The sequence below is a fragment of the Sutcliffiella halmapala genome (assembly GCF_002019665.1).
Classification (GTDB): Bacteria; Bacillota; Bacilli; order Bacillales; family Bacillaceae_I; genus Sutcliffiella_A; species Sutcliffiella_A halmapala.
This window is the reverse complement of the sequence record NZ_KV917375.1, coordinates 4,181,009-4,197,740: the sequence shown is the minus strand read 5'-3', so window position 1 is coordinate 4,197,740 and position 16,732 is coordinate 4,181,009. Positions and strand designations below refer to the sequence as shown.

At 38.5% G+C, this 16,732-nt stretch carries 20 protein-coding genes; 13 read left to right on the top strand and 7 right to left on the bottom strand.

All coding sequences use genetic code 11. From position 1 onward, the window contains the following. Positions 1 to 67: 67 nt before the first annotated feature. The 3 genes from BK580_RS20585 (at position 68) to BK580_RS20575 (ending at position 1,956) form a co-directional block, all read left to right on the top strand. Entirely contained in the window at positions 68 to 634 is a 567-nt protein-coding gene (locus tag BK580_RS20585; protein WP_078382145.1) for a hypothetical protein, read from the top strand. 351 nt (positions 635 to 985) lie between these two features. Continuing rightward, a complete protein-coding gene (locus BK580_RS20580) occupies positions 986 to 1,300 on the top strand; it encodes a hypothetical protein (protein ID WP_078382144.1) in 315 nt (104 codons plus the stop codon). A gap of 209 nt (positions 1,301 to 1,509) precedes the next feature. Beyond that, positions 1,510 to 1,956: an NUDIX domain-containing protein gene (locus BK580_RS20575; protein WP_078382143.1), complete on the top strand. Its 447-nt coding sequence runs from the start codon at positions 1,510 to 1,512 to the stop codon at positions 1,954 to 1,956. A 141-nt stretch (positions 1,957 to 2,097) separates the two neighbouring features. Here the strand turns inward: BK580_RS20575 and BK580_RS20570 are convergent, their stop codons facing one another. Further along, positions 2,098 to 3,393, bottom strand: coding sequence for an NCS2 family permease (locus BK580_RS20570; protein ID WP_078382142.1), 1,296 nt, complete (start codon positions 3,391 to 3,393; stop codon positions 2,098 to 2,100). Between the two features lie 217 nt (positions 3,394 to 3,610). On the opposite strand from BK580_RS20570, the gene BK580_RS20565 reads away from it, so the two are divergent. Then, complete coding sequence (locus tag BK580_RS20565) at positions 3,611 to 3,979, top strand: DnaJ family domain-containing protein (RefSeq protein ID WP_078382141.1); 369 nt, start codon at positions 3,611 to 3,613, stop codon at positions 3,977 to 3,979. Positions 3,980 to 4,456: 477 nt separating this feature from the next. Here BK580_RS20565 and BK580_RS24075 read toward each other — a convergent pair whose 3' ends face one another. Then, the gene (locus BK580_RS24075; RefSeq protein WP_268877431.1) at positions 4,457 to 4,585 is read right to left on the bottom strand and encodes a hypothetical protein; all 129 of its coding nucleotides are present in this window, start codon (positions 4,583 to 4,585) and stop codon (positions 4,457 to 4,459) included. A gap of 168 nt (positions 4,586 to 4,753) precedes the next feature. Between BK580_RS24075 and BK580_RS20560 the strand changes: the two genes are divergently transcribed. The 4 genes from BK580_RS20560 to BK580_RS24070 all read left to right on the top strand — a co-directional run bounded on the left by BK580_RS20560 (position 4,754) and on the right by BK580_RS24070 (position 8,559). Continuing rightward, positions 4,754 to 5,434, top strand: coding sequence for a response regulator transcription factor (locus BK580_RS20560; protein WP_078382140.1), 681 nt, complete (start codon positions 4,754 to 4,756; stop codon positions 5,432 to 5,434). 125 nt (positions 5,435 to 5,559) lie between these two features. Beyond that, a complete protein-coding gene (locus tag BK580_RS20555) occupies positions 5,560 to 6,849 on the top strand; it encodes a sensor histidine kinase (RefSeq protein ID WP_169865180.1) in 1,290 nt (429 codons plus the stop codon). Positions 6,850 to 6,977: 128 nt separating this feature from the next. Beyond that, on the top strand, positions 6,978 to 8,210 hold the full coding sequence (locus BK580_RS20550) for a S1C family serine protease (RefSeq protein WP_078382138.1): 1,233 nt from the start codon (positions 6,978 to 6,980) through the stop codon (positions 8,208 to 8,210). 214 nt (positions 8,211 to 8,424) lie between these two features. Beyond that, on the top strand, positions 8,425 to 8,559 hold the full coding sequence (locus BK580_RS24070) for a hypothetical protein (RefSeq protein ID WP_268877430.1): 135 nt from the start codon (positions 8,425 to 8,427) through the stop codon (positions 8,557 to 8,559). Positions 8,560 to 8,636: 77 nt separating this feature from the next. Here the strand turns inward: BK580_RS24070 and BK580_RS23770 are convergent, their stop codons facing one another. From BK580_RS23770 to BK580_RS23765, 3 genes are all read right to left on the bottom strand, one after another. Next, positions 8,637 to 8,801 carry a hypothetical protein gene (locus BK580_RS23770; protein WP_169865179.1) on the bottom strand — a complete coding sequence of 55 codons (165 nt, stop codon included), beginning with the start codon at positions 8,799 to 8,801 and terminating at the stop codon, positions 8,637 to 8,639. 313 nt (positions 8,802 to 9,114) lie between these two features. Further along, positions 9,115 to 9,981, bottom strand: coding sequence for a metal-dependent hydrolase (locus tag BK580_RS20545; protein ID WP_078382137.1), 867 nt, complete (start codon positions 9,979 to 9,981; stop codon positions 9,115 to 9,117). A gap of 79 nt (positions 9,982 to 10,060) precedes the next feature. Beyond that, complete coding sequence (locus BK580_RS23765) at positions 10,061 to 10,222, bottom strand: hypothetical protein (protein WP_169865176.1); 162 nt, start codon at positions 10,220 to 10,222, stop codon at positions 10,061 to 10,063. A gap of 111 nt (positions 10,223 to 10,333) precedes the next feature. On the opposite strand from BK580_RS23765, the gene BK580_RS20540 reads away from it, so the two are divergent. Then, positions 10,334 to 10,819 (top strand): SRPBCC family protein, encoded by a 486-nt coding sequence (locus BK580_RS20540; RefSeq protein WP_078382136.1) that lies wholly within the window; start codon positions 10,334 to 10,336, stop codon positions 10,817 to 10,819. Between the two features lie 28 nt (positions 10,820 to 10,847). Here the strand turns inward: BK580_RS20540 and BK580_RS20535 are convergent, their stop codons facing one another. Continuing rightward, positions 10,848 to 11,078 (bottom strand): DUF1128 domain-containing protein, encoded by a 231-nt coding sequence (locus tag BK580_RS20535; protein ID WP_078382135.1) that lies wholly within the window; start codon positions 11,076 to 11,078, stop codon positions 10,848 to 10,850. Between the two features lie 188 nt (positions 11,079 to 11,266). Between BK580_RS20535 and BK580_RS20530 the strand changes: the two genes are divergently transcribed. The 3 genes from BK580_RS20530 (at position 11,267) to BK580_RS20520 (ending at position 12,990) form a co-directional block, all read left to right on the top strand. Continuing rightward, positions 11,267 to 11,737 carry a low molecular weight protein-tyrosine-phosphatase gene (locus BK580_RS20530; RefSeq protein ID WP_078382852.1) on the top strand — a complete coding sequence of 157 codons (471 nt, stop codon included), beginning with the start codon at positions 11,267 to 11,269 and terminating at the stop codon, positions 11,735 to 11,737. 17 nt (positions 11,738 to 11,754) lie between these two features. Further along, on the top strand, positions 11,755 to 12,096 hold the full coding sequence (locus BK580_RS20525; RefSeq protein WP_078382134.1) for a YtxH domain-containing protein: 342 nt from the start codon (positions 11,755 to 11,757) through the stop codon (positions 12,094 to 12,096). Positions 12,097 to 12,165: 69 nt separating this feature from the next. Continuing rightward, a complete protein-coding gene (locus tag BK580_RS20520; RefSeq protein WP_078382133.1) occupies positions 12,166 to 12,990 on the top strand; it encodes a YihY/virulence factor BrkB family protein in 825 nt (274 codons plus the stop codon). A 426-nt stretch (positions 12,991 to 13,416) separates the two neighbouring features. On the opposite strand, the gene BK580_RS20515 is transcribed toward BK580_RS20520, so the two are convergent. Beyond that, positions 13,417 to 15,339 (bottom strand): heavy metal translocating P-type ATPase, encoded by a 1,923-nt coding sequence (locus tag BK580_RS20515; protein ID WP_078382132.1) that lies wholly within the window; start codon positions 15,337 to 15,339, stop codon positions 13,417 to 13,419. A gap of 268 nt (positions 15,340 to 15,607) precedes the next feature. Between BK580_RS20515 and BK580_RS20510 the strand changes: the two genes are divergently transcribed. Continuing rightward, positions 15,608 to 16,555: a DMT family transporter gene (locus BK580_RS20510; RefSeq protein WP_139364942.1), complete on the top strand. Its 948-nt coding sequence runs from the start codon at positions 15,608 to 15,610 to the stop codon at positions 16,553 to 16,555. The last annotated feature ends 177 nt before the right edge of the window (positions 16,556 to 16,732 follow it).

Sequence of the window (16,732 nt, the reverse complement as noted above, 5' to 3'; positions counted from 1 at the left end):
TTAGGAAAGCCATTTCGTAAAAATTTGCTACTAGAAACTATTAATAATACTAAGGGGAAACGTGCCTATGTCTTCCAAAACAAAAAAAGAGGAAGAGCTATTAATCGAGCAAGAAGAATCGTTTTCCATAGATAAAATGATTACTTATTTTTTAATTGCTTGCGCTCTTATCATTGCGGTCTTAACTTTTTTTGTCTTTTCAGATGGATTTTCAGTAAGACAAGAGGAAAAAATCAGTACATATATCGCTAGTGCTGACGAGCTTTTAAAAGAAGCAGAACAACTTACAGAACCATTATCCATGTATGCAAGTGGGGAAAATAACACTATCGCAATCGAAGAAGAGCTCGTAACATTACGTCAATTAATTTCTGATGGAGAAGCATTGAATGCACCAAAAGAATTTAGTGCACATCACGAAATAGTAAAAGCCATAATTGTGGAAAGATACGCTGTTGTCTACACCTATTTTCTAGGAGAACGTTCTAGAAAAATAGCAGAAACGAAGTTTGCAGAAATAGAAAAATTGCTTGAGAAAGAAAATACCAGTTTACTAGCTGCTCTTGATGAAGCAGGCTTAAACTATGAAGTATTAGAAGACGGAAACATCCGTTTCTTTTATAAATCCTATTAAAATGCGCACACAACCCGTCATTGGTTATGTGCGTTTTTTTATAACTAGACCATTAGACCATGCTAAAGCTCCTTACTAAAAATGATACTGTGTAGATTGAAGTGGAAAGCGAACACCTGCAACGGAAATCTACAGGGTGTTCAATGTTGTAGCCCAATATTTAGGGGAGCCTTTGTTTTATTTCTGTGTAGTGAGGGTACATAGATAGTAAGAATATGAGGAGGCGATAGCGTGAGTAAGTTATTTAGGAGAGTATTTATAGCAGTATTGCCAATTTTAATAAGAGAAGGATATAAACATTTTAAAGAAAGAAAAAAAGTACCTAAGACAGAGTAGAAGGGGGCGCTATAGATGGAAAAACGCTTGTATTACGTCACATTGGAAACAGGGAAAATTCACCGTGAACCATTTGATGAACAAGTAAGATATTTCGAGGTAGAAGCTACCGAAGAAGAAATTACAGAGTTAGAAGGGCTGTTTGATGAACTAGATGATACGGAGTATTCTCCTGAACCTCACGTCCCTTTTCAAGATAAATTTGGAAGAGAGGTACGCAATGACCAACGACCTCTTTTAAATGAAATTTATACCTCTATCTATGAACTAGGAACAGAAACGACAAAGGAAGATATAAGAAAAATGAATGGATTAAACCAGCGTGTTTAAGTGACGCTGGTTTTTATTTGTTCGAAAGCAGGAATGCTGAGAAGATAATATATTCCGTGCTGTTTAGTAGTATCTAACTACTAAATGGGATGTTTTGGGATATTTGGTTGGAGGAAAGTCCTGTTTTGACTAGTTTTTAGGGGTTTCCATTGAAAGTCTCTAGGGAGCACGATAGACTATTGAAAAAACGTAGTGTTAGGAGTATTCCTATGAATCAGCAAAAAACAGTTAATATGTATCCTGCGGTAGCAGTTATCATTTTTGATAAACAAAAAAGAATTCTCTTACAAAAAAGAGCAGATGTTGGACTTTGGACGATTCCTGCAGGTCATGTTCGACCAGGTGAAACAGTAGAGCAAGCAGCTGTCCGCGAGGTTTATCAAGATACGGGTCTGCGTGTGGAAACTCGAAGACTTATTGGTATTTACTCTGATCCAGAATCACAAACCTTTGAATATCCAGATGGCCGATTAGTTCAGTTTGTGACCTCTTACTTTGAGGCGGAAATTATCGGGGGCTCCACAGCTACGAAGAACAAAGCTATGGTAGAACTAGAATACTTTGCACCAAATAGATTACCACACGACTTACTTCCTATGCACCCAAGATGGCTAGTCGATGCTTTCTCAGACCAAAGGGAAGCATTTGTGCGATAAGGATAGAAAGAGAAAGCCTCCTTTGCATTCGCAAAGGAGGCTTTGAGTTGAAAACTCGTAAACTAGTATATATTCGTCATGAAGAGGGAAATCTATGTTGGGGTCTGGCCCCAAACTGGCCCCTAATTCAAATAAATATCATTAATGTACATTGGTTAGGAAGGTTAGGAAGAATAGTGCCGCTATAATGTAGAGCGGTGCTGAGACTTCTTTTGCTTTGCCTAGTGCTAGTTTGACTAGCGGGTAGGCGATGAATCCGAATGCGATTCCGTCTGCTATGCTGTAAGAGAATGGGATCATTACAATTACAAGGAATGCAGGAAATCCTTCTGATAGGTCTTGAAAGTCGATTTGTTTAACACTTTGTAGCATCAATACCCCGATGATAATGAGGATTGGTGCAATCGCACTTCCAGGAATAATCTTAATGAAAGGAATCGCAAAGATGGAAAGCAAAAATAAGCTTCCTGTTACAATGGCTGTCACACCAGTTCGTCCTCCAGCAGCAATACCAGCAGCAGTTTCCACTGTAGCAACAGTGGGACTAGTGCCGAAAAGTCCACTCGTGAGATTGGAAATCCCGTTTGCTTGGAAGGATCGCTTGAACTTTTCTGGACGCTTGATCATACTTAGATGCCCATTTATCAGCCCGATGTTCTCAAACAACAAGACCATCGTTAAAGAGAAGACAGCTACTAAAAACGTAAACTCTCCAATCTTAGCAAATGAAACGGCACCAAATAAGGAAGCATAACTATCCAATGGCAAAGCATTTCCACCAATATTGGAAAAACTCACCACTCCTAAAGCTGCAGCGATACCTGTACCAACAATAATACTTATTAAAAAGTTTGCTGGCACATTTCGCATAAATAAAATAACTGTAAGAATAATAGACAAAATCGTTGCTATTACATAAGGACTAGATACGTCACCCAGTGCTAAAAGTGAGTTTTCACCCTTCGTCACAAGGCCACCTTTCTCTAACCCAATTAAGGTTAAAAATAGACCTAATCCAACAGTTATCGCATGCTTTAACGAGTTTGGAATTGCTTCTAGTAGTAATTGGGATAGCTTCGTAAACGAAATAATCGTTACGATTACACCCGATACTACCACGACGCCCAACGCTTCTTGCCAGGTTAACCCCATAGAATGAACTAACGTATAGGTAAACATCGCGTTAATTCCCATACCAGGAACAAGGATAATCGGGGCATTAGCCCAAAATCCCATTAACCAGCATCCTACAACACAAGTAAGAATTGTGGCAATAATCCCAGCTTCTATCGGAATGCCTGCTTCTGCAAGAATCGTTCCGTTGACAGCAATAATGTACACAATGGTAAAGAAAGATATCATACCAGCCATAAACTCACGCTTTAACGTCGTTTCATGACCTGGTAAATCAAAAGTAGACTTTATCCATTGAAGCATATAAAACACCTTATTCAGTTTCCCTCTCCCACCCGGCCTCGACGGACCCACAAACTAGTATTATAATCCTCAATGTGAAAAACAACAATAGGAAAATATCGTCTGGAGAAGAAATAAAGCATGTGATTTTTGTTCAGAATGTTCAGAAAATGTTCATAAACAATATAGAAACTATCGGGTATACTAATAGTAACGTAGAAGAAGTGGGTGAATAGCGATGGACTTTTTTCGATTAACGGATGAGAAAATACGCAAAGCTTATGAGGACGGGGAATTTGAGAACTTACCAGGCTATGGGAAACGGCTAGATCTAGAAGACTTATCAAGTGTCCCACCTGAAATGCGAATGGCTTACAAAATGATGAAAAACTCAGGAATGATGGAAGAGCAACAAGTTCGTAGTGAAATTGAGTATCTTGAGGACTTGATCAAGGGTGCTCATGATGAGTTGGAGGAGGAACGCTTAACTAGGCGGTTGAACGAAAAGCTCCTGCGGTTCAATCAGATCATGGAAAAGAAAAAGAAGGAAAACAACTCAGCAGTGTTTAAGAACTACCAAAATAAAATAGAGGATAAATGGAAGTGAAGAGTAGGGGCCAGGGGCTTTAATTGAAATAAGCCCTATAATATAGAAAAGCTCAGAGCTATACTGAGCTTTTTTTGTTGTGGTTTGGTTAAGGAACAGGACATGGCTTATAAAAAGCGCGGGGCGGCTCATAAACAAGAGGAACTGGCTCATAAACCGTGGTGATCGGCTCATAAATAGAAGGTCGTGGCTCATAAAAAGGTGGTCGGCTCATAAACAAGAGGAACTGGCTCATAAACCGTGATGATCGGCTCATAAATAGAAGGTCGTGGCTCATAAAAAGGTGGTCGGCTCATAAATAGAAGGTCGTGGCTCATAAAAAGGTGGTCGGCTCATAAACAAGAGGAACTGGCTCATAAATCGTGGTGATCGGCTCATAAACCGTGATAATCGGCTCATAAAAAGGTGGTCGGCTCATAAACAAGAGGAACTGGCTCATAAATCGTGGTGATCGGCTCATAAACCGTGATAATCGGCTCATAAAAAGGTGGTCGGCTCATAAACAAGAGGAACTGGCTCATAAACCGCGATAATCGGCTCATAAATAGAAGGGAGTGGCTCATAAACAAGAGGAACCGCCTCATAAATAATAGAAACACGAATCACATTTTTTTCACCACCATTACAAACATGTTACTTTTTCAATTCTCATCAAATTCTCATGCCATAACTCCTAATTATTAGGTACTATTAATATGTAAGGTTTTAGGATTGAGAATGGTGGAGAGAGTCAAAGCTATTAATAGTGTGCCACTTATACTAGGAGGTGGAGATATGTGTAAGGTGTTAATTATAGAAGATGAAAAAAATTTAGCTCGTTTTATTGAGTTGGAATTACAATATGAAGGCTTCACGATCGCCACTGCTTATGATGGTAGAGCTGGCCTTGATTTAGCAATAAATGAAGAGTGGGACGTTATTTTATTAGATTTAATGCTTCCTGGATTGAGTGGGATGGAAGTGTGCAGAAGGATTCGTGCGGCAAAGGATACGCCTATTATTATGTTAACTGCCAGGGATAGTGTGATGGACAAGGTGTCTGGCTTAGACAGTGGGGCGGACGATTATATGTCAAAGCCGTTTGCTATTGAAGAGCTTCTTGCAAGAATACGTGCTCTTTTGCGTAGGCTGGAGGGGAAAAAGTCTAGCACCTCTAGTAATATTCTCACCTTCCAAGAACTAAAGGTAGACCTTGATGCACGAACGGTTCATCGGGAAGAAGAACCCATTGAATTAACGAAACGAGAGTTCGATTTATTAGTGGTGTTTATGACGAATATAAATCGCGTTTTGACAAGGGAGCTCCTTTTGGAAAAGGTGTGGGAACTAGGGACATACGCGGAAACGAATGTAGTGGATGTGTATGTTCGATATTTAAGAAATAAAATTGATAAACCAGATGGAGAAAGCTATATTCAGACGGTTCGTGGGACTGGTTATGTGATGAGAAAATGATGAAAATCACGAATTTTTTTTCGCAGCTACCGATACGATGGAAGATTACTATTTGGTCGTCATTGGTTCTGTTTATTTTATTTGTTACCTATAATTCGATCCAGTACTATGTTATGAGAACTTGGATGATCGATCAAGAGGAACGAAATATCCAGGAAAAAATGAGAGAAATTCAAGCTTATTTAGCAGATAAGCCATTTATAGTGGATCGAACAGAAATTATATATAGTAGTGGCTTTTTAGAAAAAGTAAATGAAGCTAATGAGCTTATTCGCATCATGGATCGCGAGGGCAATTTGGTATTGGCAGTAGCGACTAATTTACCCCATGAGTTGCTTGTTACTCCAGTAGAAAGTGAGAATTTAGAACATGTAAAGGTGAACGGGAAGCATTACTTAATTCACCGAAGACCGGTTATAACAAATGGTTTTGTAGGATACATAGAAGTTATTAGGGATCTGAAAAATTATGAACGGCTTAGAGGACTGATTTTTCTCGTTACTTGGTCAGCAGGTGCTGGTGCTATTTTACTGAGTGGTGTTGGTGGGATGCTCATTGCGAGAAAGTTATTGGCCCCAATCTCTGCCTTAACCGATACAATGAAGCGCATTAAAAAGCGCGGCTTTAAGGAACGGGTACCTCAAGATAGTAATCAAAAAGATGAGATTGCGGATATTTCCAATGTGTTTAATGAAATGATGAATGATGTAGAAACCTCTTTTCAAAAGCAAAAGCAATTTGTGGAGGATGCTTCACACGAGCTGCGGACCCCTATTTCTATTTTGGAAGGTCATATCTCCTTGCTGAACAGGTGGGGAAAAAACGATCCTGAAGTATTGGAGGAGTCACTAAAAGCATCTCAACAAGAAGTAGAGCGTCTTAAAATGCTGGTATTAGAACTTTTAGAGCTTACAAGACTTGAGTCTGATCGCTTTGAAGTTGCAGATGAACAGATCAATCCTGTGCCAGTTATCGAAGAGTTGATCAAGAAGTTTACCTTATTACACCCGAATTTCACTTTTTCCTTTCATAATAAATTGAAGAAAGAAATGACCATCCAAATGGCGGATCGTCATTTAGAGCAGTTACTGATTATTTTATTAGATAATGCAGTGAAATACTCAAAGGATTCCACTAATGTTGAGGTTTCGGCAGGACAAGAAGAAGGGAAGTTCTTTTTTCTAATTAAGGATTATGGAATTGGCATACCGAAAGAGGATTTAGAAAAAATATTTGACCGTTTTTATCGTGTAGACAAAGCACGTAGTCGTGAAAAAGGTGGACAAGGATTAGGGTTATCTATTGCGCAAAGAATAGTTCATAACTATAACGGTTCCATTGTGGCTGAAAGTGTGGAAGGGGAATGGACAAGTATTCAAGTGATTTTTGACGAAGGGACATCATCTAACGCTTAATTTCTCATCAAATTCTCATTTATCTTTAAGATAGTTTTCATCACAATAAGGTTAAATATAAATATAGAGTATTATTTTACTTTTTTGCGGTAATCCTTTCGGAAAATAAATCATGAGGTGGAAGAATTATGGGATATTACGATGAACATGTGACCCAGACGCGGTCTAAAAAAGAAAAATCATTTGGGAAACTTATCGTTGCTTCTGTTTCTGGAGGAATCGTTGGTGCACTAGGTGTGGTCTCGATGTTACCGGTTCTTTTGGATTGGGGCTTTTACATAGATAACTCACAAAGTGATGAGCCTCCTGCGAGTCTAGAAACAACCTCTACGATTCAACCAGAACAAGTAGATTTTAAACAAATTCATACCGATGTTACTAATTCAGTGGAAAAAGTTTCTGAAGCGGTAGTTGGGGTAGTTAATATACAAGAAGGAAGAGGCTCCTTATTTGAACCTCGGACGGCTCAAGAGGCCACCGAAGCTGGGACTGGTTCCGGTGTTGTGTATAAAAAAGAAAACGGTAAAGCCTACATTGTGACAAACGCACATGTTATCGATGGCGCTTCAAAAGTAGAAGTGAGCTTAGCGGATGGCTCAAGAGTCGAGGCAACGGTGGTAGGTAGTGATGTTTTAACAGATTTAGCAGTGCTAACAGTTGATGGGTCAAGTGTTAATCAAATTGCAATTTTTGGAGATTCTGACACTATCACACTGGGAGAACCGGTAATTGCGATTGGGAATCCACTTGGGCTAGAATTCTTCGGCTCCGTTACACAGGGAATCATTAGTGGGAAAGAACGAATTATCCCAGTTGACATAAATCAAGACGGACAGCCTGATTGGGAAGCAGATGTTATTCAAACGGATGCTGCCATTAACCCAGGCAATAGCGGTGGAGCACTAATTAATCTTCGAGGAGAGGTCATCGGCATTAACTCCATGAAAATCGCGCAATCAAGAGTGGAAGGAATAGGTTTTGCCATTCCGATTACAGCAGTTATTCCAATTATTGAAGACTTAGAACAACATGCAGAAGTTCAGCGACCGTTCATGGGTGTTTCGCTCGCCTCTTTATCGGATGTGCCATTAGAACAACAAAGAGCAACATTAAAGCTTCCAGAAGAAGTGAAAAGAGGCATCGTAGTGACAGGAGTTGAAAAAACTTCACCAGCGGATAAAGCAGGATTAAAGGACTATGATGTAATCGTGAAACTAGATGGCCAAGAAATTAATAATGCATTAGGATTACGAAAGTTCTTATACAATGAAAAACAAATTGGAGACAAAATGAAAGTGTCATTCTATCGAAATGGACAATTACAGGAAGCTGAAATGACTTTAGTCAAGCAAATGTTTTAAATAGGCTCTTTTCGTAAAGATTGTGGCTTTAAGTTGGTAAAAAGTCGGCATTTGGACTTTTTACCGTCATGTTGCTTTGAAAATACCATGCAGCCCCTCACTTCGGGAAAAAAGCACGACAGCAACGATTATGACGATCAGATTATAATTTACTATAAGCAACACAGTATGCGAAAACAGCCTTAAAATAAGACGAATAGAGGCGATCCATATCATGCAAAAGAATAGTAGTAAAGAGAAAAAAGGTATCGATGTCCGTAAAATCGTGGAAAAATATAAGAAAAAAGGTATTAAAGTAGATGTATGTAAGCCAAGACTGGATCTAATAAAAGGATTAAGTCCACAATAATTTAGCTTCTCCCCCCTTTATATAAATAAAAAGCGACGAACCTTCTTCTCACCAATGAAGATAGGTTCGTCGCTTTTTTATTTTGTAATTAATTGATCTACCATGATTTTTTGATATATGTGAATAATTTCTTCGTCATCTAAATGGAGTATATCCTGACATTGGTGACCATTATCCATCAGCATTTGCTCTACATTCTCACGTTCTAAATCCGATAAGAAATACCTTTTTGCTACTAACATGATTTAGCACCTCGTTTTTTTTTGTATTTTCTATAGTAATTCCCAGTTTCATAGATTTATATACCTAAAAAAACTATTTTTCTAATAAAATTATTTTTTACTAGATTAAGTATTAGGGATCTGCTGCTGGAGCATTGAGATTAGGACGAAAGCGGGATATTTAATAGGTATTATATCCCAAGCATCGCATAATTTTTGCGAAAATACCATTATTTTGTTTGATTTTGGACGAAAACAAAAAAGCCATGTAATCTGTACAACTCTCGACAGATTACAAAGCTTAATGTGAGTTTGGACTATTCCGCTAGCTAACCTATTGCTTCTCTAAAAACTCAAACAAAAACGATTGACCATCCCGATAAAATCGTGGATCATAAATCCCGAGTCTTTCATCATCATCAACAATTACCACAAATGGAGCCCATTCATAAAGCGTTTTCGCCTCTGGAATTTCGCCAAATAACTCCTCTAAGTCAGCCTCATCTGCTGAGACAAGGGAATATTGTAGAGTAGGAGTAGTAAATAAGGAATCATCAAAGATCATAACCGTGTCATCGATTTTACCAATAACGGAATAATGCCATGGGATAAAGCTTGCTGATAATGCCACTTGATCATATTTATCTTCATAGCTTTTATATAATAGATAGCCTTGATATGTTTGTATTGTCACATGAAAAATAATCAAAAGCCACACAACTCGATATAGCTGATGACGTTCTTTTTTCCAAAAGCGCCTTGCCAAAAATCCAACCCCAATAATGAACCAAATCATGAAATCAACAATTGGAATGGTCCCAAATGTTATTCGCATTGACGAAAAAGGTTCAAGATAACCGGTGCCCCATGCATTAAATAAGTCACTTGTATTATGTATAAACGTCGCGATGAGTGGGACCCACAAAAAGCGCCAATCCTTCTTTTTTAGAATAACAATACTGATCAAAAAGAGTAAGAGGGCCCAAACAGGTACCATGAATAGGGAGTGGGTGATACCTCGATGCCACATTTGGTACATACCTTCAGTATCCCAAAGTTGTGAAATTATATCGCTATCAGGAATTTGGCTAGCCGTAATGGCGGATGCAAATAAAGCTATCTTCGTTTTCTTATCATCTTTTCTTTTATCCACAGCCCCATAAATCGTCATTCCAAACAGTGTGTGTGTAATTGTATCCATAAAAATCCCCCTAGTAAGACTAAAACATTCCATTCCATTTTACCTTAAATAGGGGGGAGTAACAAAAAGGTTGTCCTATTCAATCTTTAGTTTCATCTTCGTCCGTTGTTTCTAGAGGTATAGGGTCAATATTGATTGTATCTTTCTTGTTCAAGCCAGTTGAAACGAAATAAATAAACAAGCCCATTACTAAAAAGAGTAGTATAGCAAGACCAATGGTAGCACCATATAAACCAATCATAAAAATCCCTCCTCTGTACACATATATGCGCCCAGAGAAATGTTCATTACTTAAAGTAAGGAAATAGATGTCCGAGTTGTTATAATAAGGTTTTGGGAGGGAGTTAATCAGATGCCGGTAATTGAACATCAAACATATATTAAGGCACCGATTGAGTTGTGCTTTGACCTTGCAAGAAATGTCGAGATCCATACGAAAACCACTGCAAAGACGAAGGAACGAGCAATTGCTGGTGTGATGGAGGGATTACTAGAAAAAGGGGACGTAGTAACTTGGGAGGCGGTCCATTTTGGGATTAAACAAAAATTAACCGCCCAGATAACCGAGATGACTAAACCGTATCAATTCATCGATATCATGGTAGAAGGAGTATTTCACTCGTTTACACATACTCACAATTTTCAAGAGGTAGAGGGTGGAACAATCATGTTAGACAGATTTGAATATCAGTCTCCACTAGGACTTTTTGGGAAGATAGCAGATAGCTTATTTTTAGAAGCCTACATGGAAAATTTTATTATTACTCGCGCAAATGAGTTGAAAAAAATAGCAGAAACAGAACAAAATAAAAACAAAGCATTTAAGAAGCGCTCTTAAGTGCTTTGTTTCAGAGGTTACTGAATGCCTAGGCTTTATTTTTACGTAAGTTCCCAAGCTCTTCAGCTAAGGCTTGCATTTCATTTGGACTAAAAGATGGTTTTCTCATTACAAGGTCATAAATATCTTTTAATTCCTCATACATTTCTTCGTCAAAATGGGAGGGTTTGATCGCACCTAGATTTAATACTTTTAACTTTCCTTTTATTTCTTCAATCATGTATTCCACGTTTTCTGTTGATTTTTCGTTTAAGTTCATCGTCATCAATCCTTTCGAACAGGCTTTTTCTTATTTTATCATTAATTCCTAAAAAACAGTACCAAACTTCAATAAGAGGGTATAACACTTATATAGCAAAATTGAAAAATGCCCGTTTTAGATTATTCGAGGAAAATGGGAAAAATGTATATAATGAAACTAAGAAAGCAAAGAAAGGGGTTAACCTATTGGTACGTGTATTGTTTGTTTGTCTAGGAAATATATGCCGTTCTCCAATGGCAGAGGCGATTTTTAAACAATTAGTGAGAAAAGAAAATCTGTCAGACAAGATTGAAGTGGACTCCGCTGGCACTGGAGACTGGCATATTGGGCATCCGCCACATGAAGGAACAAGAAAGCTGCTGGATGATAAAAAGATAAGCTATGAAGGAATGGTGGCAAGGCAGGTAGTTAAGCAGGATTTAGCCGATTATGACTATATTATTGCAATGGACGCGGAAAACTTAGGAAACCTCCGGAAAATGGCTGGGTATCAAAAAACGGGTTTTATTGGACGATTATTGGATTTTGTACCGAAAAGTCAAATTAGTGATGTACCAGATCCTTATTTTACTGGAAACTTTGATGAGGTTTATGAGCTTGTAGCAGAAGGCTGTGACAACTTACTACAAAAAATAAAAGAAGAAAAACTACAATAGAGCAGGAGTGGGAGAGCATGGAGAAAAGAAATAAAATGTTTGAAGGAATGTTAATCGGTGCCTTAGTAGGAGCGGCAATTTCTTTATTAGACAAAGAAACTAGAACGAATTTCATACATAATGGGAAGCAGGTTGGTGGAAAAATAAAGTATGTCGTGCAGCATCCACAAGAAATTACAGATGCAGTTCGTCAACAAATTCAAAATGTTAAAACGACGGTAGACGATGTTTCACGAGATATGGACTATTTAAGAGTGAAGATTAATGAGTTAAGAGAAACTACTCCACAAGTGTTGGAAATTGTCCAAGATACAAAAGAAGTGATAACAAAACACTTAGAACCAAACAAAAATAAATAAAAACTTGTCCTAGAGCTGTGGTTTCGCCAATAGTAATAAGAGTAAATGATAAGTTTTGGAGGAAAACAGATGGGAATCATCATGTTTGTAAAACATCTATATCATCGATTTGAACGCGATGAGGTATTAGGAAGGGCAGCAGAATTAGCCTATTTTTTCTTACTGTCCTTATTTCCATTTCTTATTTTTTTACTCACCTTAATTGCCTATGTGCCAATCAAACAAGAGGATGTTCTAGGTGTTATCAGACAATATGCGCCTGGGGATACAATGCGGATCATTGAAACAAATGTATTAGCGATTCTTAGTGAACAACATGGCGGATTATTGTCTTTCGGTATTATCGCGACCATTTGGTTTGCCTCTAATGGAATTAATGCTATTGTGCGAGCATTTAACAGAGCCTATGATGTGAATGAAAATAGATCATTTTTTATGGCGCGAGGTGTAGCAATCTTACTTACCCTCGCGATGGTTTTCGTTATTATCATTGCCTTGCTTTTACCGGTATTTGGGAGGGAGATAGGTTTATTTATTTTCTCTTCTTACGGCATGTCTAAGGAATTTTTAAATGTTTGGAACACTTTTCGCTTTGGTGTAAGCTTTATTATTCTCTTCTTTGTGTTTAGCTGTCTATATTTAGCTGCACCGAACGTTCGCTTAAGGATAAGGGATATTCTCATTGGTTCATTATTTGCAACAGTGGGCTGGATAAGTGTCTCTACTTTATTTTCTTACTATGTCAGCAATTTCGGAAACTATTCGGCCATGTATGGAAGCTTAGGGGGAATCATTGTTCTGCTTATCTGGTTTTACCTTTCAGGTTTAATGATTATTATCGGTGGTGAAATTAACGCTATTATCCTTCAATGGAGAAAAAGCTACCTCACTTGATTTTTCCAGTAGAATTTTGCGAATTACAGGGGAGTCTATAAAGGTAAGGCATTTCAAAACACTCTGGAGGTAACTATAATGAGCAAACACTCAAAAAAAGATGGCGGCACAAAACAAAACTCCAAGCATAAACCAAAAAACAAAACATCTAGTAGTGCAAATGGGCAAAACGGATACCACTAACTAGAAAATAAATAGGGTCCTTTAATGCAAAGTCTATGTTAAATTTCCGCACTAGGCTTCGCTTTCCGCGGGGCGCTTGTAGAGCCTCCTCGGCTTTGCCTGTGGAGTCTCCACAAAACGCTACCTCCCGCAGGAGTCTTCGCCTTGTGCTCCAATCAACAGCTAGGGACATGAAAATTAACACTGTCTTTTAACAAGAGCCCATACAAAAAAGCAGTGGGAACTCAACCCACTGCTTTTTTCTTATCGTAATAATCGCAAGCCGTTTAATATAACCAAAATCGTGCTTCCTTCATGTCCAATTACACCAAAAGGTAAATCAATCACTTGAAAGAAGTTAGAGCAAATTAAAAGCATGATGACAGTAATGGAAAAGATAACATTTTGTTTGATAATCTTATTCATTCGTTTGGAAAGCTCGATGGCTTCTGAAATTTTTAATAAATCGTTTTTCATGAGAACGACATCGGCTGTTTCAAGTGCAACATCCGTTCCTTCTCCCATGGCAATTCCAACGTTGGCAGTAGCAAGTGCAGGAGCATCATTGATGCCGTCTCCAACCATCGCGACCACACCATATTCTTTCTTTAACTCTTTAACAGAATCTACTTTTTTCTCGGGTAGGCATTCTGCAATGAAATTTTGGATAGAGGCTTCACCAGCAATAGCTTCAGCAGTACTACGACTATCTCCTGTCAGCATGATAGATTGGACATTTAAAGTTTGTAATCGTTTAATGGCTTCTACCGTCTCTTTTCGTATAACATCCTTTAGAGCGATCATTCCAACAATGCCTTCCTCGTCCTTTACAAAGACGACGGTTTTCCCTTCACTAGCAAGCTTATTTGCAGCGCCCTCTGAGAATGCATGAGCTGCGTCGTTTCCAACAAAATCTGCTTTTCCGACATAGTATTTTTTCTGCTGAATAGTACCTGTGATGCCCCAACCGGCTTTATCATCTAGTTGTTCTGGTCGTTGCAGTGCCTTTTTACTATTTTTACGCGCATATGTCGTAATCGCATGTGCTAATGGATGGTTAGAGTAACTTTCAATAGATCCTACAGCAAATAGAAAGTCACTCTTATCAGTACCTTCTCTGACTAGAACATCCGTGACTTCTGGCTTCCCCCTAGTCAGTGTTCCTGTTTTATCAAATGCAATTGCTTGCAGATGGCTAAGGTTTTCTAAATGAACCCCACCCTTGAAGAGAATTCCTTTTCGTGCGCCGTTAGAAATGGCAGATAATGTTGCTGGCATAACGGAAGCAACGAGTGCACATGGTGATGCAACCACTAATAAAATCATAGCGCGGTAGAAAGTTTCGTTCCAGCCCCAGCCTAGTAAGAAATATGGAAGAAACATCATTAACGCTACTACAACGAGAACAATTTTTACATATGGTCCTTCAAAACGTTCCAAGTATTGCTGGGAAGGTGATTTTTCACTTTGTGCATTTTGAACAAGATTGATGATTTTTTGAAAAAGTGTTTCACTAGCTGGTTTTGTTACTTCGAGAACGATTGAGCCGTTGACATTCATCGTTCCAGCATATACCGTATCTCCCTTATGCTTCTCCAAAGGAATAGATTCTCCAGTGATAGCTGCCTCGTCAATGTTAGATTCTCCACTAACGATTTTTCCATCGGAAGGAACTCGTTCCCCTGGCTTTACTAGTAAATGATCGCCAATTTCTACCATGGAAATGTGAATACGCTCTTCCGAATCACCTTTAATTCGAACCGCTTCTTCCGGCTGAATGCCCATTAACGCAGAAATTTCCTTTTGGCTGCGATTCATCGTGTATGTTTCGAGTGCACCACTAAGAGCAAAGATGAAGATTAAGATTGCTCCTTCCATCCAATAGCCGATAATAGCGGCTCCAATTGCCGCAAGAATCATAAGCATTTCGACATTAAGTTCTTTTTCTTTTATCGTATCCTCTAGACCCTCTTTGGCTTTAAAATAACCGCCTATTAAGTAGGAGAGGACAAAAACGGGAACCGCGATGGTGGTTAAATCAAGCTTCAATAATAACCATCCTGCAAAGATAAATATTCCAGATATAATAGCGAATACCAATTCAATATGGGTCTTCAGTTTTTCTACTATGCCACTCTCATGTTGATCAGCTACGTTTTTTGGTTGCTTTTGTACTAGTTCAGTCATTCCACTTTACCCCCTAATTGAGAAAAATAATCAGAATCAATACCGCGATAAAAATACGAAAGCTGCCATCGGTGTGATAGCAGCAAGGTTTTACCCTGTTTAAAGCGGATATTTATAAATGTTTATTATTTATAATAATTATTATCTAGTTTTTATTATAGAATACTTTTTCTCATTTGGCTACTATTATTTACTTTGTGGAGTACAAAGTATGTAACTCAGGAGATTTCTGTGTATAATGTAGCTTGGAAAGAAGGTGAATGACTCCTTGACAGCAGAGAAATTCTTTACAAGTAAAATGGGTGTCATCTCAGCAGCTTTATTTGCCACATTCTTATGGGGGAGTGCTTTTCCAGCGATAAAGCTAAGCTATATAGAATTAAGTATTGGTGCGAATGAATACGATAAACAGCTTCTTTTTGCGGGTTATCGTTTTTTACTAGCTGGGGTTTTCATCTTTATCTTTTTTACCCTATTTAACCAATCATTAAAACTTCGAAGAGCAACACTGGTTCCTCTTATACAATTAGGCTTTGTGCAAACTTTTATACAGTATTTACTTTTTTATATTGGATTGAGCTATTCTACTGGTATGCAAGGAGCAGTCATTGCTGGTACTGCGTCGTTCTTTCAAATTATCTTTGCACACTTTTTGTACGCAGATGACGGATTATCACTGAGGAAGTGGATAGGGATAGCCCTCGGATTTGGCGGTGTGCTGGTGGTGAATTTGCCTAAGGTTGGAGCGGATTTTCAGTTTGGAATTGGAGAATTGTTATTACTTATTGCAATGATGGCCTCCGCCTATGGAAATATCATGGCCCGCGAACGCTCTAGCAAAATGGATATTTCCTACTTAACGGCGTATCAGATGTTATTTGGATCGATCGGTTTAATCATAGCAGGAGGGTGGAGTGCTGGATTTTTTCCGTTTACGTTTGATTGGTATACGGTCGGCTTAATTATGTACTTGGCGTTTTTATCAGCGGCAGGGTTTGTACTGTGGAACAATGTGATGAAGTACAATAAAGTAGGGAAAGTATCAATGTATTTGTTTTTAGTTCCAGTGTTTGGCGTTGTGTTATCGGCCGCTTTTCTTGATGAAGTGATGCACTACACCATTTTGATTGGCTTAGCGCTAGTAACGGTCGGGATTATTATTGTGAATAGGCAAAAGGTAAATAAAAAAGAAGAAAAACTGCAGCCTACCGGATAATGGTAATGGCTGCAGTTTTTTTGTTTTACAAGGTTGCTTGTCGGAACTGAACGAGCCGGTTTCACTTTTCTATTGTCTAGTTGCACCGGCTAGCTCCTCGAGTCATAAGCCATTTTCCATTAGAGGTCCAAGTGCATGACCTCTAATGGAATCTGTCTTATGCTTGTCGGAGCTGAA

Excerpts from the sequence above, each read along its gene's own strand:
- BK580_RS20585 (WP_078382145.1), top strand. The coding sequence starts at position 68 with ATGTCTTCCAAAACAAAAAAAGAGGAAGAGCTATTAATCGAGCAAGAA.
- BK580_RS20580 (WP_078382144.1), top strand. The coding sequence starts at position 986 with ATGGAAAAACGCTTGTATTACGTCACATTGGAAACAGGGAAAATTCAC.
- BK580_RS20575 (WP_078382143.1), top strand. The coding sequence starts at position 1,510 with ATGAATCAGCAAAAAACAGTTAATATGTATCCTGCGGTAGCAGTTATC.
- BK580_RS20570 (WP_078382142.1), bottom strand. The coding sequence starts at position 3,393 with ATGCTTCAATGGATAAAGTCTACTTTTGATTTACCAGGTCATGAAACG.
- BK580_RS20565 (WP_078382141.1), top strand. The coding sequence starts at position 3,611 with ATGGACTTTTTTCGATTAACGGATGAGAAAATACGCAAAGCTTATGAG.
- BK580_RS20560 (WP_078382140.1), top strand. The coding sequence starts at position 4,754 with ATGTGTAAGGTGTTAATTATAGAAGATGAAAAAAATTTAGCTCGTTTT.
- BK580_RS20555 (WP_169865180.1), top strand. The coding sequence starts at position 5,560 with ATGATCGATCAAGAGGAACGAAATATCCAGGAAAAAATGAGAGAAATT.
- BK580_RS20550 (WP_078382138.1), top strand. The coding sequence starts at position 6,978 with ATGGGATATTACGATGAACATGTGACCCAGACGCGGTCTAAAAAAGAA.
- BK580_RS24070 (WP_268877430.1), top strand. The coding sequence starts at position 8,425 with ATGCAAAAGAATAGTAGTAAAGAGAAAAAAGGTATCGATGTCCGTAAA.
- BK580_RS23770 (WP_169865179.1), bottom strand. The coding sequence starts at position 8,801 with ATGTTAGTAGCAAAAAGGTATTTCTTATCGGATTTAGAACGTGAGAAT.
- BK580_RS20545 (WP_078382137.1), bottom strand. The coding sequence starts at position 9,981 with ATGGATACAATTACACACACACTGTTTGGAATGACGATTTATGGGGCT.
- BK580_RS23765 (WP_169865176.1), bottom strand. The coding sequence starts at position 10,222 with ATGATTGGTTTATATGGTGCTACCATTGGTCTTGCTATACTACTCTTT.
- BK580_RS20540 (WP_078382136.1), top strand. The coding sequence starts at position 10,334 with ATGCCGGTAATTGAACATCAAACATATATTAAGGCACCGATTGAGTTG.
- BK580_RS20535 (WP_078382135.1), bottom strand. The coding sequence starts at position 11,078 with ATGAACTTAAACGAAAAATCAACAGAAAACGTGGAATACATGATTGAA.
- BK580_RS20525 (WP_078382134.1), top strand. The coding sequence starts at position 11,755 with ATGGAGAAAAGAAATAAAATGTTTGAAGGAATGTTAATCGGTGCCTTA.
- BK580_RS20520 (WP_078382133.1), top strand. The coding sequence starts at position 12,166 with ATGGGAATCATCATGTTTGTAAAACATCTATATCATCGATTTGAACGC.
- BK580_RS20515 (WP_078382132.1), bottom strand. The coding sequence starts at position 15,339 with ATGACTGAACTAGTACAAAAGCAACCAAAAAACGTAGCTGATCAACAT.